The sequence below is a fragment of the Streptomyces sp. NPDC058758 genome (assembly GCF_042746075.1).
Taxonomy (GTDB): domain Bacteria; phylum Actinomycetota; class Actinomycetes; order Streptomycetales; family Streptomycetaceae; genus Streptomyces.
In genome coordinates, this window is the sequence record NZ_JBHYPS010000008.1 from 113,484 (window position 1) to 137,276 (window position 23,793).

Genomic DNA, 23,793 nt, shown 5'->3' on the forward strand with positions numbered 1-23,793 from the left:
GCCCGCGCCCGGGGTTCCCGCCCGCGGGCCGCCCTAGGGTGCCGAAGGTGACCACCGAGGCCCGCCCCCACCCCCTCTACACCCCCGTCGCCGTCCCGTTCGACGCCGTACGCCCGGCCCCGCCCGCACCGCCCTCCCCGCCCGCACCTCCCTCCCCGACGGCCCTGTCCTTCCCGGCGGCCCCGCCCGCGCCCCGCCCCGCGGGGGCCGCGCCGCGGCTCGCGCCCGGGCGGCTGCGGGAGGGGATCCTCGGCGGGGCCGGGGCCGTCGCGCTGCTGTGGGGGGTGCAGGCCCGGCCCTCCGCCCGCCTCGACGCCTTCTTCGCCACCGGCGCCCACCTCACCGGCCTGCTCGCCGGGTACGGGGTCCTCGTCCTGCTCCTGCTGATGGCCCGGGTCCCGGCCGTCGAGCACGGCGTCGGCGCCGACCGGCTGGCCCGCTGGCACGCGCTCGGCGGCCGGTACGTCCTCGGTCTGATCGCCGCCCACACGGCCCTCGCCCTCTGCGGCCACGCCGTACACACCCGCACCGACCTCGTCACCGCCGCCGGCGGCCTCCTCGCGTACGGGGCGATCGCCGCCGCCGGCCTCGGCACCCTCCTCCTCACCGCCGTCGGCGTCACCTCCGCCCGGGCGGTACGGAGCCGGATCCGCCACGAGACCTGGCACGCCGTCCACCTCGGCGCCCTGCTCGCCGCCGCCCTCGGCTTCGTCCACCAGCTCGCCGGGCCCGACCTCGCGGGCGGCCTCCTCACCCGCTGGCTCTGGTCGATGGCCCACGCCACCGTCGCCGTCCTCCTCCTCTGGTACCGCTTCGCCGTCCCGGTCCGCACCGCGCTCCGCCACGGACTGCGGGTCACCGAGGTCCGCGACGAGGCGCCCGGCGTCGTCTCCGTCCTGATCCGCGGGCGGGGGGTGGCCCGGCTCCGCGCCGAACCCGGCCAGTTCTTCCGCTGGCGCTTCCTCAGCCGCGGCCTGTGGGGCACCGCCCTGCCCTTCTCGCTCTCCGCGCCGGTCCGCGACGACACCCTGCGCATCACCGTCAAGGTCCGGGGCGACCACACCCGCCGGGTCCGCCGGCTCCGCCCCGGCACCCGCGTCCTCGCCTCCGGCCCCTTCGGCGCGCTCACCGCCCACCGCCGCACCCGCCGCAAGGTCCTGCTGCTCGCCGGCGGCGTCGGCATCACTCCGCTGCGCGCCCTCTTCGAGACCCTGCCCGGCGGCCCCGGCGACATGACCCTGCTCTACCGCGCCTCCGACGAGGGCGGGCTCGTGCTGCGCGCGGAGCTGGAGGCCATCGCCCGCGGGCGGCGGGCGGCCCTCCACTACCTGCTCGGCCCCTCGGACGGCTCGTACGACCCGCTCGCCCCGCGCGCCCTGCGCGCCCTCGTCCCCGACCTCGCCGCCCACGACGTCTACCTCTGCGGGCCGCCCGCCATGGCCCGCGCCGCCACCGCCTCGCTGCGCAGGGCCGGGGTGCCGGCCGCCCGGATCCACGCCGAGAACTTCGAGGAGCCCGCCCGTGCCTGACACCGCCCCGCCCCGCCACCGGGCCCGCCGGCGGCCGCCCACCGAGGAGCGGCTGCGCCGCCGCCTCGCCGGGGTGCTCGTCGCCGCCGGGGCGCTCGCCGCGACCCTGCTCACCGCCGCGGTGGACCCGGCCGCACCGCCCGCCCCGGACCGGGAGCCGGGCCGTCCAACCTCAGAGCTAGCTCAACGATCGGACGATTGATGGACGGGCCAACGATCGTCTCCCTAGGCTCCCTGCCATGCCCGACATCGCCCTCACCACCCTCGTCCTGCTGTGCCTGGCCGCGCTCGTCGCGGGCTGGATCGACGCCGTGGTCGGGGGCGGGGGCCTGCTGCTCCTGCCGGCGCTGCTGATCGCCTTCCCGACGGTCCCGAACGGCTACGTCCTCGGCACCAACAAGGCGGTCGCGATCGTCGGCACGACGGGCGCGGCCGTCACCTACGCCCGGAAGACGAAGGTGCCGGTGTGGACGGCGGTACGGGTCGGGCTCGCGGCCCTCGCGGGCTCGTCGGTCGGCGCCCTCTTCGCGACGATGGTCAGCAAGGAGGTGCTGCGGCCGCTGATCATCGTGGTGCTCGTCGCCGTCGCGGTCTTCGTCATCCTCAAGCCCTCGTTCGGGGCGCGGCCCGAGGGCGAGGACCGGGCGCCGCTCACCCGGGCCAGGATCGTCACCGCGATCGTCCTCGTCGGCGGCGGCATCGGCCTCTACGACGGCCTGTTCGGCCCCGGCACCGGCACCTTCCTGGTGCTCGCGCTGACCGCCGTGCTCCACCTGGACCTGGTGACGGCCTCCGCCACCGCCAAGATCGTCAACGTCTGCACCAACGCGGGCGCGCTCGCGATGTTCGCCTACCAGGGCACCGTCTACTGGCAGCTGGCCGCCCTGATGGCCGCCTTCAACCTGGCCGGCGGCATGGCCGGGGCCCGGATGGCGCTCAGCAAGGGCTCGGGCTTCGTCCGCGGGGTGCTGCTCGTCGTGGTGTTCTCGATGGTGGCGAAGCTCGGGTGGGACCAGTGGGCGTGAGTCCGGTCCGGCTCAGCGCACCCCGATGAGGTGCCCGAAGGCCACCACGTTCCCCTGGTAGCCGCCGCGCTTCTCGGAGAAGCCGCCGCCGCAGGTGATGACCCGGAGTTCGGCCCGGTCGGTGGCGCCGTAGACCTTCTCGTCGGGGAAGGAGTCGTTGTCGTAGACCTCGACGGCGTCGACGGTGAAGACCGCGGTCTTCCCGTCCTCGCGGTCGATCTCGATCCGGTGGCCCTTCTTCAGGGCGCCCAGGGTGTAGAAGACGGCCGGGCCGCCGGCGTTGTCGACGTGCCCGGCGACGATCGCCGTGCCCTTGGCGCCGGGCGTGACGCCGTCCCCGTACCAGCCGGCCAGATTGCGGTCCTCGGCCGGCGGCACCTCCAGGGAGCCGTCCCCGGCCAGGCCGAGCCGGGTCATCGGGGCGTCCACGTCGGTCTCCGGGATGCGCAGCCGCACCGGCGGCGACGGGGGCAGCGGGTCGGCGGCGGCGTCGGTGTGCACGCTCGGCCCGGCGGCGAAGGCCTGGGCGGCGGACGGGACGGGCGGGGTGACGTCCTGCGAGCCGTTCTGGACGAGCCAGAGGCCGACGCAGGCGGCCACCGCGATGCCCCAGCCCTTGCTCCTGTTGCTCACGTCGGTTCCTCACGGGCGGGTGGCGTGCGGGGGGTCCGGAGTGGAGTGCTCCCGCCCCCGGCCGGCCGTGTGCGGGAGCCGGGCGGGGGCGGGACGGGCGGTGTGCTCAGTGGCCCTGGGCGCCGCTCGCCCGGCGCCGCACGAGCCACACACCGCCGACGGCGGCCGCGGTCAGCACCGCCGCGCCCGCCGTGACCTGGGCGGTGTCGGGGCCGATGCTGCCGCCGACACCGGTCTTGACGTGACCGCTGGGCTCGCGGTGCTTGACGGTCAGCTCGCCCCGGGCCGTCCGTCCGTTGTCGCAGGCCACGCCGATCCAGTGGGTACCGGGCTTGGCGTGCTCGGCGACGGTGAACTGCCCGACCACGACCTCCTTGTGGGTGCTCGGGTTCAGCTGGAACTCGCCGGCGCCCACCGAGTTCGCGTCCCCGACGCCGTGGCCGTTCTTGCCGCAGGCCAGGGTGTTCACGGTGACGGTGGTGCCGGGGGAGGCGGAGGAGGGGTAGATCTCCAGCGACTCGGGGCCGTCGTTGTTCGCGTGCGCGGCGGGCGCGGCGAACGCGCCGAGCGCGACGACCGTCAGCGCGGTTCCGGTGAGCAGGCGGGCAGTGGGGCGCATGGTGGGGTCCTCCGGGGCGCGCGGTCGTTCGGTCTTCCGTAGGACCGAGGTAACGGCCCCGCCGCGCGCCCCGCCTCCTGATGCCCCATCAGGATTCCGCCATCCGATACGGCGCGTCGGCTGGATTCCGGACGTTTCCGCAGGTCAGACCCGCTTGTGTGCCGTCGGCCGGCCCGTCGTGCCGAACGGGTGAGCGGGGCCGGTTCAGTCCTCGTCGCGGTCCTTTTCCTCCAGGACGGCGACCTCGTCCAGCCACGTCCGGACGTCCGCCGCGAAGTCGCGGGTGCCGACCTCGTGGTGGGCGGCCACGGAGCGGAGGGCCGGGGGCTTGTCGTCCCAGTACGTCGACTTCCCGTCGAACCTCCGGAGGAAGACCTCGCTGCCCACCGCGTTGGTGTGGAAGGTCAGCTCCAGCCGCCGCGGGCGTCCCTCGGCCGGCTCCGGGCGGACGAGCCGGAAGCCCTGCCAGGCGTAGAGGTGCCGCTCGACGTCGGGGATCACCGTCCCGTAGACCCGCGTCCCGTCGAGCGCGTACCCCTCCGCGCGGAAGGCGTCGAGGACCGCCTCGTGCAGCGGCAGCGCCTCGACCCGCACCGGGTCCATGTCGGTCTGCGCCTTCACCCCGGCCGCGTCGACCTCGGTGCTGACGCCGATGACGATTCCGAGGTCCTCCCCCCGCAGCTCGTTCACCGGCGTCTCCCAGCGCAGCCGGAACTTCAGCGGGACCCGCTTCTCCTGGCCCTTCCGCAGTCTGAACCAGCCGCTCGCGCTGGGGTACCCGACGGTCTCGCCGCCGCCCTCGCCGTCGCCGTCGCCCTTGTGGAAGAGGGGCGCGTTGGCGAGGAGCTTGAGGTGGATCGACTCGATCTCCAGGTCGCGCTCGGGCGCCCGGACCACCACCTCGCCGTGCAGCACGCCGCCCGGCCGCACCGGCCCGGGCTCGATGACCGTGTCCACCTCGAGCGGTATGCCGCCGCCGAAAAGCCTCTTGAGAACCATGGCCGCAGGCTAGTCGGCGCAGCCGCCCCCGTCAGCGGAAACGATCTCCTCGCCCGGCACCGCCGCGTAGGCGGCGAACACCCGCCCCATCAGGGCCTCGTCCACCGGGTACGCGATCGCGTCGATGCCCGTCACGGGTGCGATCTCCCGCGAGTTCGCCACGAACGCCGCCCGGAAGGAGGGGAGTTCGGAGACGGTCACCGGGCGGTGGAGCGACGGCAGGCGGGACGCGAGCAGGGCCATGGTGACGCCGGTGAGGTGCGGGGCCGTCGGCCACACCAGCGAAGTGCCGTCCCAGAAGGCGACGTTGCTGACCGCGCCCTCGGCGACCTCGCCCGCCGGCGTGGTCAGCAGCGCCTCGTCGAAGCCGGCCCGGCGGGCCGCGTCGCCGTGGTAGCGCTGCCCGAAACCGCCCAGGTGCTTGAGGTGCGCCGCCGGACGCAGGTAGTCGACGGCCGTCAGCCGCCGCGGGGCGGCCGGCCCGTCGGGCGCGGCCTCGCGGACGGTGACCGCCACCAGGGGGCGGGCCCCGTGCTCGTACACGTACACCCGTGCCGAGGCGTCGCGGCGCCCCGACGCCCCGACGGCCCGGCCGAGCAGCTCCCGGACCCGCGCGCCGGGCAGCGGCGCGCCGAACAGCTCGCGGGTGGCCCGGTCCAGCCGTTCGAGGTGCAGGCCGAGGCCCTTCACCCGGCCTTCCCGCACCTGCATCGCGGTGAAGTGGCCGTAGCCGCCCAGCACGGCGGCGAGCGCCCCGGGATCGGCGGCCGGCACCCCGTCGATCTCGATGTGCGCGGGAGCGGGTGACGTCGTCATGCCCTCACGGTAGTCCCGGCGTCCGTCCCCTCCGCGCCGCCCCCGGGGGTCCTTCCGTGCCGCCCCCGGGGGTTCCTCCGCGCCGTCCCAGGGCCGCCCCGGAAAATCCGCGCTTGACCTCGACCAAACTTGAGGTACCACGATTCTCGGCATGGACATCACGAACTCCGCCGCGGCCCGCGCCGCCGCCCCCCTGACCCTCGCCCTCGTCGTCGCCAGCGACCGCGCCGGCCGCTTCGCCCCGGTGATCGCCGACTGGTTCCGCACCCGCGTCGCCGAGCGCGCCGACTTCGAACTCACCGTCGTCGACCTCGCCGAGATCACCCTCCCGACCTCCCTCTCGTACGACCCCGACCCCGGCGTCCGCGCCGAACTCGCCCGCGTCACCCCCGTCCTGGAGGCGGCCGACGCCTACGTCGTCCTCACCCCCGAGTACAACCACTCCTTCCCGGCCTCCCTCAAGAACCTCATCGACCGCCACTACACCGAGTGGCGCGCCAAGCCCGTCGGCTTCGTCTCCTACGGCGGCATCTCCGGCGGCATCCGGGCCGTCGAGCAGCTCCGCCAGGTCTACGCCGAGATGCACGCCGTGACCGTCCGCGACGGCGTCGTCCTGCCCAACGCCCAGGGCCTGTTCGACGAGGACGGCCTGCTGAAGGACCCGACCGGGCCCGAGGCCGGCGCCAAGCTGATGCTCGACCAGCTCGCCTGGTGGGGACGCGCCCTCAAGGAGGCCAAGGCCGTCCGCCCGTACGCCGCCTGAGGGGCCGTCACGACCCCGCCGCGGCCCCGTGCGGGCCGCCCGCGCGCCGGGCGGACGGGGCACCGGCGCCCGGGCCGCCCGTGCCCGGCTGCACGCGGCCCGGTTCGCCCGTACGGTGGAGGAGTGATCGTCACCGTCCGCACCACCACCGACGCGCGCGCCAAGGCGGACGCCCTGGCGCGCGGCGCCGTCGAGGCCCGGCTCGCCGCGTGCGCGCAGATCTCGGGGCCCGTCACCTCCGTCTACCACTGGCGGGGCGCGATCGAGACCACCGAGGAGTGGGAGGTGGTGCTCAAGACCACCGAGGCCCGCTACCCGGCCCTGGAGGCGCACCTGATCGCGGCCCACGACTACGAGACGCCCGAGATCCTCGCCACCCGGGTGACCCGGGTGGCCGAGGGCTACGCCCGCTGGGTCGAGAAGGAGACCGAGGGCGCCGCGGAGCCCGAGGCCCCGCCGCACGAGGAGCGCCCGTTCTTCGTGTACGGGACGCTGCGCCCGGGCGGGTACAACCACGACCGGTTCCTCGCCGGCCGGATCGGCACCGAGGCGGCCGCCGTGCTGCCCGGCGCGGTCCTGCACGACGGGCCCGGCTACCCGTACGTCGTCCCGGCCGCCGGCGGCGAGGTGCGCGGCAGCCTCCTCACGCCCTCGACCGGCGACTACGGGGCGCTGTTCGGCCTGCTCGACCGGCTGGAGCTGCCCGCCGGGTACGAGCGGGCGGCCATGGACGTCGTACGCGTCGGGGACGGGGTGCGGCTGTCCGCCTGGGTGTACCTGGCGGCGCCGGACGCGCCGCTCGGCCCGGTCATCCCGTCCGGCGACTGGTTCAGCCGCGCTCCAGACGGACCGCGCACACCTTGAACTCGGGCATCCGGGAGACCGGGTCGAGCGCCGGGTTCACCAGGGTGTTCGCCCGCCCCTCCCCGTACCAGTGGAAGGGCATGAAGACGGTGTCCGGGCGGATCGCGCCGGTGATCCGGGCCGGCGCCACCGCCCGCCCGCGCCGCGACACCACCGCCACCGGCTCGCCCTCCGCGACCCCCAGCCGCTCCGCGAGCCGCGGGTGCAGCTCCACGAACGGGCCGGGCGCGGCGGCGTTCAGCTCCGCCACCCGCCGGGTCTGCGCCCCGGACTGGTACTGCGAGACGACCCGCCCGGTGGTGAGGACCACGGGGTAGTCGGCGTCGGTCTCCTCCGCGGCGGGCCGGTGCGTCACCGGCACGAAGCGGGCCCGCCCGTCGGCGGTCGCGAAGCGGTCCAGGAAGAGCCGCGGGGTGCCCGCGTGCTCCTCGCCGGGGCACGGCCAGAAGACGCCCTGCTCCTCCTCGATCCGCCGGTAGCTGATGCCCGCGTAGTCGGCGGGGCCGCCGGCGGAGGCCCGCCGCAGCTCCTCGAAGACCTCCTCGGGGTCGGCGGGGAAGCCCTTCTCCCAGCCGAGCAGCCCGGCGAGCGCGTGCAGCACCTCCAGGTCGGTGCGGACCCCGGCCGGCGGGGTGAGGGCGCGGCGGCGCAGCAGCACCCGCCCCTCCAGGTTGGTCATCGTCCCGGTCTCCTCGGCCCACTGGGTCACCGGCAGGACGACGTCGGCGAGCGCGGCCGTCTCGGAGAGCACCACGTCGGCGACGGCGAGGAAGTCGAGCGAGCGCAGCCGCTCCTCGACGTGCGCGGCGCGCGGGGCGGAGACCACCGGGTTGGAGCCCATCAGCAGCAGCGACCGCACCTCGCCGCCGAGCGCGTCGAGGAGTTCGTAGGCGCTGCGCCCGGGCCCCGGCAGGGTCTCGGGGGCGACGCCCCACACCCCGGCGACGTGGGCGCGGGCGGCGGGGTCGTCGAGCTTGCGGTAGCCGGGCAGCTGGTCGGCCTTCTGGCCGTGCTCGCGGCCGCCCTGGCCGTTGCCCTGGCCGGTGAGGCAGCCGTAGCCGGAGAGCGGCCGGCCGGCCCGCCCGGTCGCGAGGCAGAGGTTGATCCAGGCGCCGACGGTGTCGGTGCCCTTGGACTGCTGCTCGGGGCCGCGCGCGGTCAGCACCATCGCGTTCTCGGCGTCGCAGAACAGCGCGACCGCCGCGCGCAGGTCCGGCAGCGGCACGCCGGTGATCCGCTCGACGTGCTCGGGCCAGTGGGCCATCGCGCCGGCCCGGGCGGCCTCCCAGCCGGAGGTGCGCTCCGCGACGAACCCCTCGTCGACGCGGCCCTCGGCGACGACCAGGTGGAGCAGGCCGAGGGCGAGCGCCAGGTCGGTGCCGGGGCGGGGGGCGAGGTGGAGGTCGGCCTGCTCGGCGGTGCGGGTGCGGCGCGGGTCGACGACGATCAGCTTGCCGCCGTTCTCCCGCAGCTCGGTGAGGTAGCGCAGTGCCGGGGGCATGGTCTCGGCCAGGTTGGAGCCGACGAGGATCACACAGCCGGTCTTCGGGATGTCCTCCAGCGGGAAGGGCAGCCCGCGGTCGAGGCCGAAGGCCCGCTGGTGGGCGGCGGCCGCCGAGGACATGCAGAAGCGGCCGTTGTAGTCGATCTGCGAGGTGGCGAGGACCAGCCGGGCGAACTTGCCGAGCGCGTACGCCTTCTCGTTGGTCAGTCCGCCGCCGCCGAAGACCCCCACGGCGTCGGGGCCGTGGTCGGCGCGGGTCCGGCGCAGCCCCTCGGCGACGGCGGAGAGCGCCTCCTCCCAGGAGGCCGGTTCGAGCGCCCCGGAGTCGGGGCTGCGGACCAGGGGCCCGGTGAGCCTGACCCGGGAGGAGAGGACGGAGGGGGCGGTGCGGCCCTTGCCGCACAGCGCGCCCCGGTTGACCGGGAAGTCGGTCCGCTCGACCACCTCGGCGGGCGGCTCCGCGGCGCCGGTCGGGCGGAGCCGCATGCCGCACTGCAGGGCGCAGTAGGGGCAGTGGGTGGGGACCGTGGTGGCGTCGGACATGCCGTCCAGGGTGCGTCGGGCGTGTTACGGGCGGCGACGCCCCGTATTACGGGCGCGGTGCTCTCCGCTCAGGTCAGCGGCGCGCGGAGGGTGAGGCGAGGGCGTCGGCGACGCCGGTCTCGCGCGGGCCGAGGAAGTGCGGGTCGGGGCGGACGGCGGCGTCGAGGGCGGCCTTCCCGGCGGCGGCGAGCTCGCGGGTGGTGCCGTAGTACCAGGTGGCGTCGTGCGGTTCGGCCACCCCGACGCCGTACGAGGCCACCCCGGCCCGCTCGCACAGGGCGACGGCCCGCTTGACGTGGAAGTCCTGGGTGACGAGGACGGCGCGGCCGACGCCGAAGACCTCGCGGGCCCGGACGCAGCTGTCCCAGGTGTCGAAGCCGGCGTGGTCGCTGACCACCCGGGAGTCGGGCACGCCGCGGGCGGCGAGGTAGGCGCGCATGGCGCCCGGCTCGTCGTACTCGGTCCGGCTGTTGTCGCCGGTGACGAGGAGGACCTTCACCTTGCCGGTGCGGTACAGCTCGGCGGCCGTGTCGAGCCGGTGCGCGAGGTACGGCGTGGGCCGCCCGTTCCAGAGGCCGGCGCCGAAGACCACGGCGACGTCCTGGGCGGGGACGTCGGCGGTGGTCCGGAGCTTTCCCGCGGCCGCGGTGTGCATCCAGGTCGCGGGGGCGAGCGCCAGGACGGCGGCCGCCATCACGGCCTGGACGGTGCGGCGGCGGGCCCGGACGGTGCGGGGGAGCCGGACCTGCATCGGCGGTGCCTCCAGGGGTGGGGGACGGGCTGTTGTCACCCCGTTCGACGCGCGGGGGCCTTCCGGGGTTCTGCCGGGGCGCCGTCCGTGCCGTACAGCACACCCGCCAGGCCCATCCCGAGCAGCATCCCGAGGAGCTGGGCGGCGGCGTAGGCGGGCACCGAGGCGGGGGCGATGCCGGTGAAGGAGTCGGTGAGGGAGCGGCCCGCGGTGGCCGCCGGGTTGGCGAAGGAGCCGGAGGAGGTGAACCAGATCGCCGCGCCGATGTAGCCGGCGACCGCGACCGGGGCCAGCTGGGGGCGCCCGATGTGCCGCAGGCCCCGGACGACGAGGACGAGCCCGGCGGTGGCGACCGCCTCGCCGAGCAGCAGGTGGAGCGCGGCGCGCGGCTCGGTGGACCAGGAGCCGGGCGCCCGGCCGAACATCGCCTCGGCGAGCAGCGCGCCCGTGAGGGCGCCGGCCACCTGGGCGGCGACGTAGGCGAGGACCTCGCGGCCGTCCTGCTCGCGGCGGCGGTCCCACCACTCGGAGAGGGTGACGACGGGGTTGAAGTGGGCGCCGGAGAGCGGCCCGAGGAGCGCGATCAGCAGGCCGAGGCCGATCGCGGAGGCGGCGGCGTTGGCGATCAGCCGGACCCCGATGTCCTGGCTGAGGGAGTCGGCGCGGATGCCGGAGCCGACGATCACGGCGACGAGGGCGGCGGTGCCGGTGAACTCGGCGGTGACGCGCCGGGGGAGCGACGCGGGGGGCATTCTCATAATGGAAAAGATATTCCGTGATTCGGAAGGAAAAAAGGGGGGAGGGAAGGGGTGAACGTTCCGTACGATCCGGCGGTGATCAACGACGAACTGCTGACCGCCGTCGTGCGGAACAACGCCGAGTGGTGCGGCTCCATGTGCCGGGCCCACGGCCTCGCCGGCGCCTTCGGCCCCCGCGCCTGGACCAGCCCCCGCCGCACCCCGCTCTACTACCCCGACGCCGTCTCCCTCGCCGGGGACGCGACCGCCGCCGACGTCGTCACGGGCATCGACCTGACCGCGCCCGGCGCCTCCGTCAAGGACTCCTACGCCCGCCTCGACCTCGCGCCCCACGGCTTCCGGCCGCTCTTCGACGCCACCTGGATCGGCCGCCCGGCCGGACCCCCGGCCGCCCCCGCCGCCCCCTGGACCCGCGTCGGCACCCCCGACGCGCTCGCCGCCTGGGCCGACGCCTGGAGCGGCGGCGACGCGGACGAGGCCGCCCTCTTCCGCCCGGCCCTCCTCGACGACCCGGCCGTCACGGTCGTCGCCCTCCCCGGGCCCGACGGGCGGATCCTCGGCGGAGCCGTCCTCTCCGCCGGCGGGGGCGCCACCGGCGTCTCCAACCTCTTCGCCGCCGACGGCACCGACCCGGCCGCCGTCTGGGCCGCCGCCCTCGCCGCCGCCGACCCCGCCCTCCCCGTCGTCGGCTACGAGTCCGGCGACGACCTGACCGCCGCCCTCGCCGCCGGCTTCGCGGAACTCGGCCCCCTCCGCGTCTGGCTCGCCGCCTGACGGACGCCCCCACGCGCGCGTGAGCCCGGCGAAACACCCCCGTGCGGTCGTGGAAAAGAGCCGTGACCGCCGCGCAACGGGGAGGCAACGTGCCGGCGCCAGGATCGGTCCATGACGGAGCCGGACAGCACGTTCGCGGACGCCGCCGCCCTGCTGGGGCGGATCGTGGACCAGCTCGGACTCCAACTCCGCGGGGTGCGTCCGTACGACGCCCCGGCGGGGAAGACCGAGCAGGAGGTATCCCGCCCATGCAGCCGTTCACGCAGCTCCCCAGCCACCGCCCCGCCCCCGTCCTCGCCCCCGCGCCCGACCCCGTACCCGACTCCGACCCCGTACCCGCCCCCGCGCCCGTCCTCGTCGCCGTCGGACACGGCAGCCGCGACCCGCGCGCGCGTGCCGCCCTCGCCCGGCTCCTCGACCGGGTCCGCGAGCTGCGCCCCGGACTCGACGTCCGCCTCGCCCACGTCGAGCTGAACGCGCCGCTCCTCGACGCCGCCCTCGCGGCCCTCGCCGCCGAGGGCCGCGAGGCCGTCCTCGTCCCGCTCCTGTTCGCCCCCGGGCACCACGTCACCCACGACCTGCCCGCCGCCCTCGCCGCCCTCCCGGACCTCCGGGCCCGCGTGGCGGCGCCCCTCGGCCCGCACCCGCTGCTCGTCGAGGCCCTCGCCGACCGGCTCGCCGAGGCCGGCTGGACCCCCGCCGACTCCGCCTCCCGCGCCACCGGCGTCGTCCTCGCCTCCGCCGGCTCCCGCGACCCCCGCTCCGCCGCCGTCCTGCGCCGGACCGCCGCCGCCCTCGGCGACCGCCTCGGCGGGACCCCCGTGCTCGCCGCCTACGCCTCCGCCGCCGCCCCCACCGTCCCCGAGGCCGTCGCCGCGCTCACCGCCCGGGGCCGCCACCGGATCGCCGTCGCCTCCTGCTTCACCGCCCCCGGCCTCTTCGCCGCCCGCGCCGCCGCCCACGCCCCCTGGATCGCCGCCGACCCGCTCGGCGCCCACCCCGCCCTCGCCCGCCTCGTGCTGCATCGCTACGACGGTGCCGCCCGGGCCCGCGCCGGCCGCCCCGCCACCCCCGCGCGGGAACTCGCGGCCATCTGAACCCTTTTGTCGGCCCCTCCGGTTACCGTCGAGGCATGGCAGGCTACGACGGCACCAGCGAGACCCCCGGGTACGACCCGACCGCCACCGAGCGCTGGGCGGCCGAGCCCGACAAGCGGCCCGGCCGGACCGCCTTCCAGCGCGACCGCGCCCGCGTGCTCCACTCCGCCGCCCTGCGCAGGCTCGCCGGGAAGACCCAGGTCGTCACCCCCGGCACCCGGGGGTACGCCTGGGACGCCAGCCCCCGCACCCGGCTCACCCACTCCCTCGAATGCGCCCAGGTCGGCCGCGAGCTCGGCGCCGCCCTCGGCTGCGACCCCGACCTCGTCGAAGCCGCCTGCCTCTCCCACGACATGGGCCACCCGCCCTTCGGGCACAACGGCGAGCAGGCGCTCAACGACGTCGCCAAGGACTGCGGCGGCTTCGAGGGCAACGCCCAGTCGCTCCGCCTCCTCACCCGCATCGAGCCCAAGCGCTTCGTCCCCGGCCCCGACGGCGAGCCCGTCCCCGTCGGCCTCAACCTCACCCGCGCCGCCCTCGACGCCGCCACCAAGTACCCCTGGCCGCGCGGCGGCCACCCCACCGACCCCGGCTCCGCCAAGTTCGGCGTGTACGAGGACGACCTGCCCGTCTTCGACTGGGTCCGGCGCGGCGCCCCCGAGCAGCGCAAGTGCTTCGAGGCCGAGGTCATGGACTGGTCCGACGACGTCGCCTACTCCGTCCACGACTTCGAGGACGGCCTGCACGCCGGCCACATCGACCCCAACCTCCTCCACGCCGAGCCCGAGCGCGCCGACGTCTTCGCCGTCGCCATCGGCCGCTACGTCCCCGAGGACACCGACCCCGCCGAACTCGCCGAAGCCCTCGACCGCCTCCTCGACCAGGACTGGTGGCCGCACGGCTACGACGGCTCCGCCGTCGCCCAGGCCCGCCTCAAGGACGCCACCAGCCAGCTCATCGGCCGCTTCTGCCTCGCCGCCGAGGGCGCCACCCGCCAGGCGTACGGCTCCGGCCGCCTCACCCGCTACGGCGCCGAGCTCGTCGTCCCCCGCCCCACCCGCAACGAGTGCGCCGTCCTCAAGGCCGTCGCCGACCGGTACGTGATGCAGCGCGCCGAACAGGAGGCGCTCCGCGCCGACCAGCGCATCGTCGTCGCCGAACTCGCCGAGGCGCTCGTCGCCCGCGCCCCCGACGGCCTCGAACCGCAGTTCCGCGCCCTCTTCGCCGCCGCGCCCGACGACCGTTCCCGCAAGCGGGTGATCGTCGACCAGATCGCCTCCCTCACCGACGCCTCCGCCCGCGCCCTCCACGCCCGCCTCCGCACCCCCGGGGCGTAGGGCCCGTCGGCCCCCTTTCGCCTTCCGCCACCGTGCGGGACCCTCGCATGCACGTCCCGGGGCGGTGCCACCCGGGCCGGGCCCGGGGGCGTAGCGTAGAGAAACGGTCGCAACGAGGAGGAATCAACGTGGTCGACGCAGATCAGACCTTTGTCATCGTCGGCGGGGGCCTGGCCGGCGCCAAAGCGGCGGAGACGCTCCGCGCGGAGGGCTTCAACGGCCGGGTGATCCTCATCGGCGACGAACGCGACCACCCCTACGAACGCCCGCCGCTCTCCAAGGGCTACCTCCTCGGCAAGAAGGACCGCGACTCCGCCCTCGTCCACGAACCCGCCTGGTACGCCGCCCACGACGTCGAGCTGCACCTCGGCCAGACCGTCACCGCCGTCGACCGGGACGCCCACACCGTCCGCCTCGGCGACGGCACCGTCATCCGCTACGACAAGCTGCTCCTCGCCACCGGCTCCGAGCCGCGCCGCCTCGACATCCCCGGCACCGGCCTCGCCGGCGTCCACCACCTGCGCCGGCTCTCCCACTCCGAGCGGCTCCGCGACGAGCTGAAGGCCCTCGGCCGGGACAACGGCCACCTGGTCATCGCCGGCGCCGGCTGGATCGGCCTGGAGGTCGCCGCCGCCGCCCGCACCTACGGCGCCGAGGTCACCGTCGTCGAGGCCGACCCCACCCCGCTCCACCGCGTCCTCGGCCCCGAGCTGGGCCAGCTCTTCGCCGACCTCCACACCGAGCACGGCGTCCGCTTCCACTTCGGCGCCCGCATCACCGAGATCACCGGCCAGGACGGCATGGTCCTCGCCGTCCGCACCGACGACGGCGAGGAGCACCCCGCCCACGCCGTCCTCATCGCCATCGGCGCCGCCCCCCGCGCCGTCCTCGCCGAGAACGCCGGCCTCGCCCTCGTCGACCGCGCCGACGGCGGCGGCATCGCCGTCGACTCCTCCCTGCGCACCACCGACCCCGACATCTACGCCGCCGGCGACGTCGCCGCCTTCGAGCACCCCGCCCTCCACCACCGCATCCGCGTCGAGCACTGGGCCAACGCCCTCAACGGCGGCCCCGCCGCCGCCCGCGCCATGCTCGGCCAGGACGTCTCCTACGACCGGGTCCCGTACTTCTTCACCGACCAGTACGACCTCGGCATGGAGTACTCCGGCTGGGCCCCGCCCGGCTCCTACGACCAGGTCGTGGTCCGCGGCGACACCGGCAAGCGCGAGTTCATCGCCTTCTGGCTGCACGAGGGCCGGGTGATCGCCGGCATGAACGTGAACGTGTGGGACGTCACAGAGCCGATCCAGAAGCTCATCCGTTCCCGTGCCGCCGTGGACCCGGACGCCCTCTGCGACCCCTCCGTCCCCCTGGGGAGCCTGCTCTGACACGCACGGGCGAGCCGTAGACTCTACGCGTGGCAGGCAGGATCAACGATGACGACGTGAAGGCGGTCCGGGACGCGGTCCCGATCGACTCCGTGGTGTCCGAGTACCTCCAGCTCCGCAACGCCGGCGGCGGGAACCTCAAGGGACTCTGCCCCTTCCACGACGAGAAGTCGCCCTCCTTCCAGGTCAGCCCCAGCAAGGGTCTGTTCCACTGCTTCGGCTGCCAGGAGGGCGGCGACACCATCGCCTTCGTGATGAAGATCGACCACCTCTCCTTCTCGGAGACGGTCGAGCGCCTCGCCGCCAAGGCGGGCATTACCCTGCGTTACGAAGAGGGCGGCTACAACCCCGGCCACCAGCGCGGCGAGCGCATCCGCCTGATCGAGGCCCACAAGATCGCCGCCGACTTCTACGTCGCCCAACTCGCCTCCCCCGAGGCGGAGATCGGCCGCAAGTTCCTCGCCGAGCGCGGCTTCGACCAGGCCGCCGCCGACCACTTCGGCGTCGGCTACTCCCCGGCCGGCTGGGACCACCTCACCCGCTTCCTGCGCGGCAAGGGCTTCTCCGACCGGGAACTGATCGTCTCCGGCCTCTCCCAGGAGGGCCGCCGCGGCCCCATCGACCGCTTCCGCGGCCGCCTCATGTGGCCCATCCGGGACGTCGGCGGCGAGATCGTCGGCTTCGGCGCCCGCCGCCTGCGCGAGGACGACAACGGCCCCAAGTACCTCAACACCCCCGAGACCCCGGTCTACAAGAAGTCCCAGGTGCTCTACGGCGTAGACCTCGCCAAGAAGGAGATCGCCAAGACCAGCCGGGCCGTCGTCGTCGAGGGCTACACCGACGTCATGGCCTGCCACCTGGCCGGCGTCACCACCGCCATCGCCACCTGCGGCACCGCCTTCGGCGGCGAGCACATCAAGATCCTCCGCCGGCTCCTCATGGACAACGGCTCGGCCCGCGTCATCTTCACCTTCGACGGCGACGCCGCCGGTCAGAAGGCCGCCCTGCGCGCCTTCGAGGACGACCAGAAGTTCGCCGCCGAGACGTACATCGCCATCGCCCCCGACGGCATGGACCCCTGCGAACTGCGCCTCGCCAAGGGCGACGACGCCGTCGTCGACCTGGTCGAGCCCCGCACCCCGCTCTTCGAGTTCGCCCTCCGCCAGATCGTGAACCGCTACGACCTGGACACCCCGGCGGGGCGGGCCGCCGCCCTCGACGAGGCCGCCCCCGTCGTCGCCAAGATCAAGAACGTGGCCTCCCAGCACGAGGTCGCCGTCCAGCTCGCCGGGCTCGTCGGCATCCTCGACACCCAGTTCGTCGTCCGCCGGGTCGCCCAGATCGCCCGCTGGCAGCGGGGCGGCGGCAAGGAGCAGGGCGGCCCGCCGCGCGGCGACGGCCGGCAGCAGCGCTCGTACGGCGAGGTCCAGGCCCCCCGCGGCCCCGCCGGGCCCGCGCTCAACCTGCGCAGCCCCGCCCACCGCACCGAGCGCGAACTCCTCAAGCTCGCCCTCCAGTACCCGGCCCTCGTCTCCCCGGCCTTCGACGCCTACGGCACCGACGAGTTCACCGCCCCGCCCTACGCCGCCGTCCGCCAGTGCATCCAGGACGCCGGCGGCGCCGACGGGGCCCCCGCCGACTACCTCGACGCCGTCCGCGAGGCCGCGCCCGACGACGCCGTCCGCGCCCTCGTCACCGAACTCGCCGTCGAGACGGTCTTCGCCAAGACCGTCGACGAGGTGTACGCGGGCGCCCAGCTGGTCCAGGTCCGCCTCCGCGCCGTCGACCGCCGCATCCGCGACGTCCAGGGCACCCTCGCCCGGCTCGGCGCCCACGGCGACGCCGAAAGGCTCGCCGCCGTGCAGAACGAGCTGTGGGTCCTCACCCAGTACGGCCAGTCCCTCCGCAACCACGGCGCCGCCGCCCTCTGACCCCCGGCCCACGGACGGTCACCGCGCGCACCCAAAAAGTCACCGCACGCCCCTCGTGGCGGCGATGTGTCGTACCCCACACTGGGTGACGGAGCCGTTCCGCCCCTCCTGGAGGTCGCCCGCCGTGCAGACCGAGATCCAGACCACCGACCCGGACGACCAGGACGAACTCCCCGGACTCCCGGAGGTCCCCGAACTCCCCGAGGTCCCGGCCCAGCGGCGCCGCACCGCCGACCCCGGCGGCAACGGCCCCTCCGCCGACCTCTTCCGCCAGTACCTCCGCGAGATCGGCCGGATCCCCCTCCTCACCGCGGAGGAGGAGGTCGAGCTGGCCCGCCGCGTGGAGGCCGGCCTCTTCGCCGAGGAGAAACTGGCCCGCACCCCCGACCTCGACTCGCAGCTCGCGTACGACCTCGACCGGCTCGTCGTCCTCGGCCGGATCGCCAAGCGGAAGCTGATCGAGGCCAACCTGCGGCTCGTCGTCTCCGTCGCCAAGCGGTACGTCGGCCGCGGCCTGACCATGCTCGACCTCGTCCAGGAGGGCAACCTCGGCCTCATCCGGGCCGTCGAGAAGTTCGACTACGCCCGCGGCTACAAGTTCTCCACCTACGCCACCTGGTGGATCCGGCAGGCGATGTCCCGGGCCCTCGCCGACCAGGCCCGCACCATCCGCGTCCCCGTCCACGTCGTCGAGCTCATCAACCGGGTCATCCGCGTCCAGCGCCACCTGCTCCAGGAACACGGCCGGCAGCCCACCGCCGAGGAGGTCGCCGCCCACCTCGACCTCACCCCCGAGCGGGTCGTCGAGGTCCTCCGGCTCGCCCAGGAACCCGTCTCCCTGCACACCCCCGTCGGCGAGGAGGAGGACGTCGACCTCGGCGACCTCATCGAGGACGGCGACGCCGCCTCGCCCGTCGAGTCCGCCGCCTTCCTGCTGCTCCGCCGCCACCTGGAGGACGTCCTGTCCACCCTCGGCGAGCGCGAGCGCAAGGTCGTCCAGCTCCGCTACGGCCTCGACGACGGCCGCCCCCGCACCCTGGAGGAGATAGGCCGCATCTTCGGCGTCACCCGCGAGCGGATCCGCCAGATCGAGTCCAAGACCCTCGGCAAACTCCGCGACCACACCTACGCCGACCAGCTCCGCGGCTACCTCGACTAGACCGTGTCCTTCGGACCGGTCCGTCCCGCCGGCGACGCGCGAAGGGCCCGCGCCGCACCCGGCACGGGCCCTCCGCACGCGCGCCCCGGTCAGTCGACCTCGGCGACCGCCTCCGCGAACTGCGCCGCGTACAGCCGGGCGTAGGCCCCGCCCGCGACCAGCAGCTCCTCGTGCGTGCCCTGCTCCACGATCGAGCCGTTCTCCATCACCAGGATCACGTCCGCGTCCCGGATGGTGGAGAGCCGGTGCGCGATCACGAAGGAGGTCCGGCCCTGCGCGAGCCGGGCCATCGCCTTCTGGATCAGCACCTCGGTCCGGGTGTCCACCGAACTCGTCGCCTCGTCGAGGACGAGGATCACCGGGTCCGACAGGAACGCCCGGGCGATGGTGATCAGCTGCTTCTCGCCCGCGCTGACCCCCGCCCCCTCGTCGTCCACGACCGTGTCGTAGCCGTCCGGCAGGGTGCGGACGAAGCGGTCGGCGTGGGCCGCCCGCGCGGCCTCCTCGACCTCCGCCCGGGTCACCTCGCGGGTGGCGCCGTACGCGATGTTGTCCGCGATCGTCCCGCCGAACAGCCAGGTGTCCTGGAGGACCATGCCGATCCCGGCCCGCAGCTCCTCCCGGGACATCGACGCGATGTCCGTCCCGTCCAGCGTGATCCGCCCGCCCGTCACCTCGTAGAACCGCATGAGGAGGTTGACGAGGGTCGTCTTGCCGGCGCCCGTCGGGCCGACGATCGCGACCGTCTGGCCCGGCTCCACGGTGAGCGACAGGTCCTCGATGAGCGGCTTGTCGGCCTCGTAGCGGAAGGACACGTGCTCCAGGGCCACCTTGCCCTTGAAGTCCCGCTCCCGCTCCGACACCGGCGCGTCCGGCTCCTGCTCCTCGGCGTCCAGCAGCTCGAAGATCCGCTCCGCCGAGGCCACGCCCGACTGCACCAGGTTCGCCATCGACGCCACCTGCGTCAGCGGCATCGAGAACTGGCGCGAGTACTGGATGAAGGCCTGCACGTCGCCGATGGAGAGCGTGCCGCTCGCCACCCGCAGACCGCCGACCACGGCCACCAGGACGTAGTTGATGTTCGAGACGAAGAACATCACCGGCTGCATCATGCCGCTGTTGAACTGCGCCTTGAAACCGGCCTCGTACAGCGCCTCGTTCTGCTCCCGGAAGCCCTTCGCCGCCTCGTCCTGCCGGCCGAAGACCTTCACCAGCGTGTGCCCGGTGTACATCTCCTCCACGTGCGCGTTGAGCGCGCCCGTGGACTTCCACTGCTGCACGAAGTGCGGCTGCGACCGCTTGCCGATCCTCGCCGCCACCACCACCGACACCGGCACCGTCACCAGGGCGACGAGCGCGAGCAGCGGCGAGATCCAGAACATCATCGCCAGCACGCCGACGATCGTCAGCAGCGAGTTGATGAGCTGGCCCATCGACTGCTGGAGCGTCTGCGAGATGTTGTCGATGTCGTTGGTCGCCCGGGACAGCACCTCGCCGCGCTTCGCCTTGTCGAAGTACGACAGCGGCAGCCGCGACAGCTTCGTCTGGACGTCCTCCCGCATCCGGTACACGGTGCGGTTGATCACCTTGATCGACAGCCGGGTGGAGACCAGCATCAGCAGGCCCGCCGCCACGTACACCGCCAGCGCGAGCAGCAGCACCTCGCCGACCGCGCCGAAGTCGATCCCCCGCCCGGGCGTGAAGTCGACCCCGGACAGCATGTCGGCCATCCCGCCGTCGCCGTCCGCCCGCAGCTTCTCCAGGGCCTGCGCCTTCGTCACGCCCTCGGGCATCTGCCGTCCGACCACGCCCGCGAAGATCAGGTCGGTCGCCCTGCCGAGGATCTTGGGGCCGACGACCGCGCCCGCCACCGACAGGACGCCGGCCAGCAGCATCACCCAGAGCGCCGCGCGCTCCGGCGCCAGCTGCCGCAGCAGCCGCTTCGAGGACCCCTTGAAGTCCATCGACCGCTCGCCCGGGGCGCCCCCGGCCATCATGCGTCCACCAGGACCGGCCATCAGGCTGCCTCCGCCTCGGTCAGCTGGGAGAGCACGATCTCCCGGTACGTCTCGTTCGCCTCCATCAGCTCGTGGTGGCGTCCGGTGCCGACGACCCGGCCCTCGTCGAGGACCACGATCCGGTCGGCGTCCCGGATGGTCGACACCCGCTGGGCGACGATCACCACGGTCGCGTCCGCGGTCTCGTCCGAGAGCGCCGCCCGCAGCCGGGCGTCCGTCTCGTAGTCGAGCGCGGAGAACGAGTCGTCGAAGAGGTAGATCTCCGGCCGCTGGACCAGCGTCCGCGCGATCGCGAGCCGCTGCCGCTGGCCGCCCGACACGTTGGTGCCGCCCTGTGCGACCGGGGCGTCCAGACCGTGCTCCAGCTTCCGCACGAAGTCGGCCGCCTGCGCCACCTCCAGGGCGTGCCACAGCTCCTCGTCGGTCGCGTCCGGGTTGCCGTACCGCAGGTTCGTCGCCACCGTCCCGGAGAACAGGTACGGCTTCTGCGGGACGAGCCCGACCGTCCGCGCCATCAGCGCCGGGTCCAGCTTCCGCACGTCCACCCCGTCGACGAGGACCTCGCCGCCGGTCACGTCGAACAGCCGGGGCACCAGCCCGAGCAGGGTCGACTTGCCGGAGCCGGTCGAGCCGATGATCGCGGTGGTCTCCCCGGGCCGGGCCACCAGCTCCACGTCCCGGAGCACGGACTCCTCGGCGCCCGGGTAGCGGAAGTCCGCCGCCCTGACCTCCAGGTGCCCGCGCCGGTCGAGGCTCGTCACCGGCTCGGCCGGCGGCACCACGCTCGACGAGGTCCCCAGGACCTCCTCGATCCGCTCGGCGCAGACCTCGGCGCGCGGCACCATCATGAACATGAAGGTGGCCATCATGACCGCCATCACGATCTGCATCAGATAGGCGAGGAAGGCGGTCAGCGCGCCGATCTCCATCCCGCCGCTGTCGATGCGGTGCGCGCCGAACCAGACGACGGCCACGCTGGAGACGTTCACGACCGTCATCACGGTGGGGAACATCAGCGCCATCAGCCGGCCCGTCGCCATCGACACGTCGGTCAGCTCGCCGTTGGCGCCGCGGAAGCGCTCCTCCTCATACCCGTCCTTCACGAAGGCGCGGATCACCCGGTTGCCGGTGATCTGCTCGCGCAGCACCCGGTTCACCGTGTCGAGCCGCTCCTGCATGGTGCGGAAGAGGGGCCGCATCCGCTTCACGATCAGCGACACCGAGACGCCGAGCACCGGCACCACCGCGAGCAGCACGCCGGAGAGCGGCACGTCCTGGCCGAGGGCCATCACGATGCCGCCGACACACATGATGGGCGCGGAGACCATCAGGGTGAACGCCATCAGGACCAGCATCTGCACCTGCTGGACGTCGTTGGTCGTCCGGGTGATGAGCGAGGGCGCGCCGAACTGCCCGAGTTCGCGCGCGGAGAAGGACTGCACCCGGTCGTAGACGGCGCCGCGCACGTCGCGGCCGACCGCCGAGGCGGTCCGCGCGCCGTAGTACACGGCCCCGATGTTGCACAGCACCTGCACCACGGAGACGCCGATCATCAGCGCGCCGAACCGCAGGATGTAGCCGGTGTCGCCGTTGACGACGCCCTCGTCGATGATGTCGGCGTTCAGCGTCGGCAGGTAGAGGCTCGCGCAGGTCGCCAGGAACTGGAGCAGGACGAGCAGCGCGATGGGTTTTCGGTAGGGCCGCAGGTGGGTTCGGAGAAGTCTTATGAGCACGGTTCCCACTATCGCCCGAGGGCCCGGACCGTTACGACCGAGTTATGTCCGGGCCGCCGAGCCCTGGGAAAGTCTTTACGAACCGTCCGGCGCGTCGCCGTCAGCCGCCCAGGGCTCCCGGGTGGATCTGCTCCCGCGCCGCCGCGTACTGCTGCCGCACCGACCGGCCCACCGGCAGTTCGTCGCCCGGCTCCAGGATCTGCGCGGCGGCCCCCTGCCAGGCCGGGGGAGTGGACGGCGCGAGGGTGCCCCGGGCGACGCCCAGCGCCCAGGCGGCCTGCCGGGCCGCGCCGAGCGCCGCGTAGTCGGCCGGCTGGGGGACGACGACCCGGGCGCCGAACAGCGCGGGCGCCAGGGCCTGCACGGCGGGCAGCGCGGCCGCGGCGCCGAGCAGGAAGATCCGGCGCACCTCGACGCCGCGGTCGCGCAGCACGTCCAGGGCGTCGGCGAGTCCGCACAGCATGCCCTCGAAGGAGGCCCGCGCCAGGTGCTCGGGCTTCATCGACTCGCGGCGCAGCCCGGTGAGGGTGCCGGCGGCGTGCGGCAGGTGCGGGACCCGCTCGCCCTCCAGGTAGGGGAGGAGCACGAGGCCGGAGGAGCCGGGGGTGGACTTCAGGGCCAGCGCGGACAGTTCGTCCAGCGACTCGGCGCCCAGCAGTTCGGCGGTGCCGCGCAGGGTGCGGACCGCGTTGGCGACGGAGACGACCGGCAGGTGCATCCCGGTGGCGTCGGCGTAGGAGGTGAGCGCGGAGCCGGGGGCCGGCGCCTCGTGATGGACGGCCATGACGGAGCCGGAGGCGCCGAGCGAGACGACGGCGTCCCCGGTGCCCAGGCCGAGTCCGAAGGCGGCGGCCATGGTCTCCCCGGTGCCGGCCGAGATCAGCAGCCCCTCGGGGGTGGTGCCGGCGGGCTCGGCGGGGCCGAGCACCTCGGGCAGCGCGACCCGGTGCCCGAGCGCCAGCTCGACGAGGTCGGGGCGGTAGGCGCCGGTGCGGGCGGACCAGTATCCGGTGCCGGAGGCGGCGCCGCGGTCGGTGGTGCGGCGGGCGGGGCGGCCGAGGAGCTGCCAGACCAGCCAGTCGTGCGGCTGGAGGACGGCGGCGATCCGCCGGGCCTGTTCGGGTTCCGTACGGGCCAGCCAGCGCAGCTTGGCGACCGGGAGCCCGGACTGGGGGACGCCGCCGACGGCCTCGCTCCAGGCCTCGCGCCCGCCGAGCGCCTCGACGAGGTCGGCGGCGGCGACCTGGGCCCGCTTGTCGTTGCCGACCAGCGCGGGGCGCACCAGGCCGCCCCGGTCGTCGAGCGGGACGACGCCGTGCGCCTGGGCGCAGACGCCGATGGCCTCCACGCCTTCGAGGAGCCCGCCGGTCGCGGCCTCCCCGAGCGAGAGCAGCCAGCTCTGCGGGTCGACGTCGGTGGCCTTGGCGTCCACCGGATGCGGGGCGTGCCCCTGCCGCAGTACGGCTCCGGTGTCCGTGTCACAGACCACGATGCGCGTGGCGTCCGAAGAGCTGTCGAGTCCGGCGACTATCCCCATGGCATCCGATTCTGC

General features: G+C 74.6%; 21 protein-coding genes. 11 read left to right on the top strand and 10 right to left on the bottom strand.

The window, feature by feature from the left end; translation table 11 throughout:
* Window positions 1-38: 38 nt before the first annotated feature.
* The 3 genes from ACFW6A_RS13120 to ACFW6A_RS13130 are packed head-to-tail and all read left to right on the top strand — an operon-like array spanning window position 39 to window position 2,554.
* Entirely contained in the window at window positions 39-1,529 is a 1,491-nt protein-coding gene (locus ACFW6A_RS13120; RefSeq protein WP_386640456.1) for a ferric reductase-like transmembrane domain-containing protein, read from the top strand.
* Window positions 1,522-1,731 carry a hypothetical protein gene (locus ACFW6A_RS13125; protein WP_351847977.1) on the top strand — a complete coding sequence of 70 codons (210 nt, stop codon included), beginning with the start codon at window positions 1,522-1,524 and terminating at the stop codon, window positions 1,729-1,731. The genes ACFW6A_RS13120 and ACFW6A_RS13125 overlap by 8 nt, the downstream gene beginning before the upstream one ends.
* A 37-nt stretch (window positions 1,732-1,768) precedes the next feature.
* Window positions 1,769-2,554, top strand: coding sequence for a TSUP family transporter (locus tag ACFW6A_RS13130; protein ID WP_351847980.1), 786 nt, complete (start codon window positions 1,769-1,771; stop codon window positions 2,552-2,554).
* 12 nt (window positions 2,555-2,566) lie between these two features.
* On the opposite strand, the gene ACFW6A_RS13135 is transcribed toward ACFW6A_RS13130, so the two are convergent.
* From ACFW6A_RS13135 to ACFW6A_RS13150, 4 genes are all read right to left on the bottom strand, one after another.
* Window positions 2,567-3,187, bottom strand: a complete 621-nt coding sequence (locus ACFW6A_RS13135) for a class F sortase (RefSeq protein WP_351847982.1) — start codon at window positions 3,185-3,187, stop codon at window positions 2,567-2,569.
* A 106-nt stretch (window positions 3,188-3,293) separates the two neighbouring features.
* Window positions 3,294-3,806 (bottom strand): hypothetical protein, encoded by a 513-nt coding sequence (locus tag ACFW6A_RS13140; protein ID WP_351847985.1) that lies wholly within the window; start codon window positions 3,804-3,806, stop codon window positions 3,294-3,296.
* A gap of 204 nt (window positions 3,807-4,010) precedes the next feature.
* Window positions 4,011-4,805, bottom strand: a complete 795-nt coding sequence (locus ACFW6A_RS13145; protein WP_351847988.1) for a sporulation protein — start codon at window positions 4,803-4,805, stop codon at window positions 4,011-4,013.
* A gap of 9 nt (window positions 4,806-4,814) precedes the next feature.
* The gene (locus ACFW6A_RS13150) at window positions 4,815-5,621 is read right to left on the bottom strand and encodes an aminotransferase class IV (RefSeq protein ID WP_386482418.1); all 807 of its coding nucleotides are present in this window, start codon (window positions 5,619-5,621) and stop codon (window positions 4,815-4,817) included.
* A gap of 151 nt (window positions 5,622-5,772) precedes the next feature.
* Between ACFW6A_RS13150 and ACFW6A_RS13155 the strand changes: the two genes are divergently transcribed.
* Both ACFW6A_RS13155 and cutA read left to right on the top strand, forming a co-directional pair.
* The gene (locus ACFW6A_RS13155) at window positions 5,773-6,384 is read left to right on the top strand and encodes an NADPH-dependent FMN reductase (RefSeq protein ID WP_386482420.1); all 612 of its coding nucleotides are present in this window, start codon (window positions 5,773-5,775) and stop codon (window positions 6,382-6,384) included.
* 123 nt (window positions 6,385-6,507) lie between these two features.
* Window positions 6,508-7,248, top strand: coding sequence for a divalent cation tolerance protein CutA (cutA, locus tag ACFW6A_RS13160; RefSeq protein WP_386640459.1), 741 nt, complete (start codon window positions 6,508-6,510; stop codon window positions 7,246-7,248).
* Here cutA and ACFW6A_RS13165 read toward each other — a convergent pair.
* From ACFW6A_RS13165 to ACFW6A_RS13175, 3 genes are all read right to left on the bottom strand, one after another.
* Window positions 7,214-9,295 (bottom strand): molybdopterin oxidoreductase family protein, encoded by a 2,082-nt coding sequence (locus ACFW6A_RS13165; protein WP_386640462.1) that lies wholly within the window; start codon window positions 9,293-9,295, stop codon window positions 7,214-7,216. The genes cutA and ACFW6A_RS13165 overlap by 35 nt on opposite strands.
* 73 nt (window positions 9,296-9,368) lie before the next feature.
* Window positions 9,369-10,046 carry a vancomycin high temperature exclusion protein gene (locus ACFW6A_RS13170; RefSeq protein ID WP_386485533.1) on the bottom strand — a complete coding sequence of 226 codons (678 nt, stop codon included), beginning with the start codon at window positions 10,044-10,046 and terminating at the stop codon, window positions 9,369-9,371.
* Between the two features lie 35 nt (window positions 10,047-10,081).
* The gene (locus tag ACFW6A_RS13175; RefSeq protein WP_386640465.1) at window positions 10,082-10,804 is read right to left on the bottom strand and encodes an aquaporin; all 723 of its coding nucleotides are present in this window, start codon (window positions 10,802-10,804) and stop codon (window positions 10,082-10,084) included.
* A gap of 51 nt (window positions 10,805-10,855) precedes the next feature.
* Between ACFW6A_RS13175 and ACFW6A_RS13180 the strand changes: the two genes are divergently transcribed.
* The 6 genes from ACFW6A_RS13180 to ACFW6A_RS13205 all read left to right on the top strand — a co-directional run bounded on the left by ACFW6A_RS13180 (window position 10,856) and on the right by ACFW6A_RS13205 (window position 18,490).
* Window positions 10,856-11,578: a hypothetical protein gene (locus ACFW6A_RS13180; RefSeq protein ID WP_386640468.1), complete on the top strand. Its 723-nt coding sequence runs from the start codon at window positions 10,856-10,858 to the stop codon at window positions 11,576-11,578.
* Window positions 11,579-11,826: 248 nt separating this feature from the next.
* Entirely contained in the window at window positions 11,827-12,675 is an 849-nt protein-coding gene (locus ACFW6A_RS13185) for a CbiX/SirB N-terminal domain-containing protein (protein WP_386485525.1), read from the top strand.
* A 35-nt stretch (window positions 12,676-12,710) separates the two neighbouring features.
* Window positions 12,711-14,012, top strand: coding sequence for a deoxyguanosinetriphosphate triphosphohydrolase (locus tag ACFW6A_RS13190; protein ID WP_351848009.1), 1,302 nt, complete (start codon window positions 12,711-12,713; stop codon window positions 14,010-14,012).
* 128 nt (window positions 14,013-14,140) lie between these two features.
* Entirely contained in the window at window positions 14,141-15,400 is a 1,260-nt protein-coding gene (locus tag ACFW6A_RS13195; RefSeq protein ID WP_386640472.1) for an NAD(P)/FAD-dependent oxidoreductase, read from the top strand.
* 29 nt (window positions 15,401-15,429) lie between these two features.
* On the top strand, window positions 15,430-17,331 hold the full coding sequence (dnaG, locus tag ACFW6A_RS13200) for a DNA primase (protein WP_351848014.1): 1,902 nt from the start codon (window positions 15,430-15,432) through the stop codon (window positions 17,329-17,331).
* A gap of 64 nt (window positions 17,332-17,395) precedes the next feature.
* Window positions 17,396-18,490, top strand: a complete 1,095-nt coding sequence (locus tag ACFW6A_RS13205; protein ID WP_386477373.1) for an RNA polymerase sigma factor — start codon at window positions 17,396-17,398, stop codon at window positions 18,488-18,490.
* Window positions 18,491-18,579: 89 nt separating this feature from the next.
* Here ACFW6A_RS13205 and ACFW6A_RS13210 read toward each other — a convergent pair whose 3' ends face one another.
* The 3 genes from ACFW6A_RS13210 to ACFW6A_RS13220 form a co-directional block, all read right to left on the bottom strand.
* The gene (locus ACFW6A_RS13210; protein WP_351848016.1) at window positions 18,580-20,508 is read right to left on the bottom strand and encodes an ABC transporter ATP-binding protein; all 1,929 of its coding nucleotides are present in this window, start codon (window positions 20,506-20,508) and stop codon (window positions 18,580-18,582) included.
* Window positions 20,508-22,241, bottom strand: a complete 1,734-nt coding sequence (locus tag ACFW6A_RS13215) for an ABC transporter ATP-binding protein (protein WP_386640475.1) — start codon at window positions 22,239-22,241, stop codon at window positions 20,508-20,510. Before ACFW6A_RS13215 ends, ACFW6A_RS13210 begins: the two co-directional genes overlap by 1 nt.
* Before the next feature lie 100 nt (window positions 22,242-22,341).
* Entirely contained in the window at window positions 22,342-23,778 is a 1,437-nt protein-coding gene (locus ACFW6A_RS13220; protein ID WP_386640478.1) for an FGGY family carbohydrate kinase, read from the bottom strand.
* Window positions 23,779-23,793: the final 15 nt, after the last annotated feature.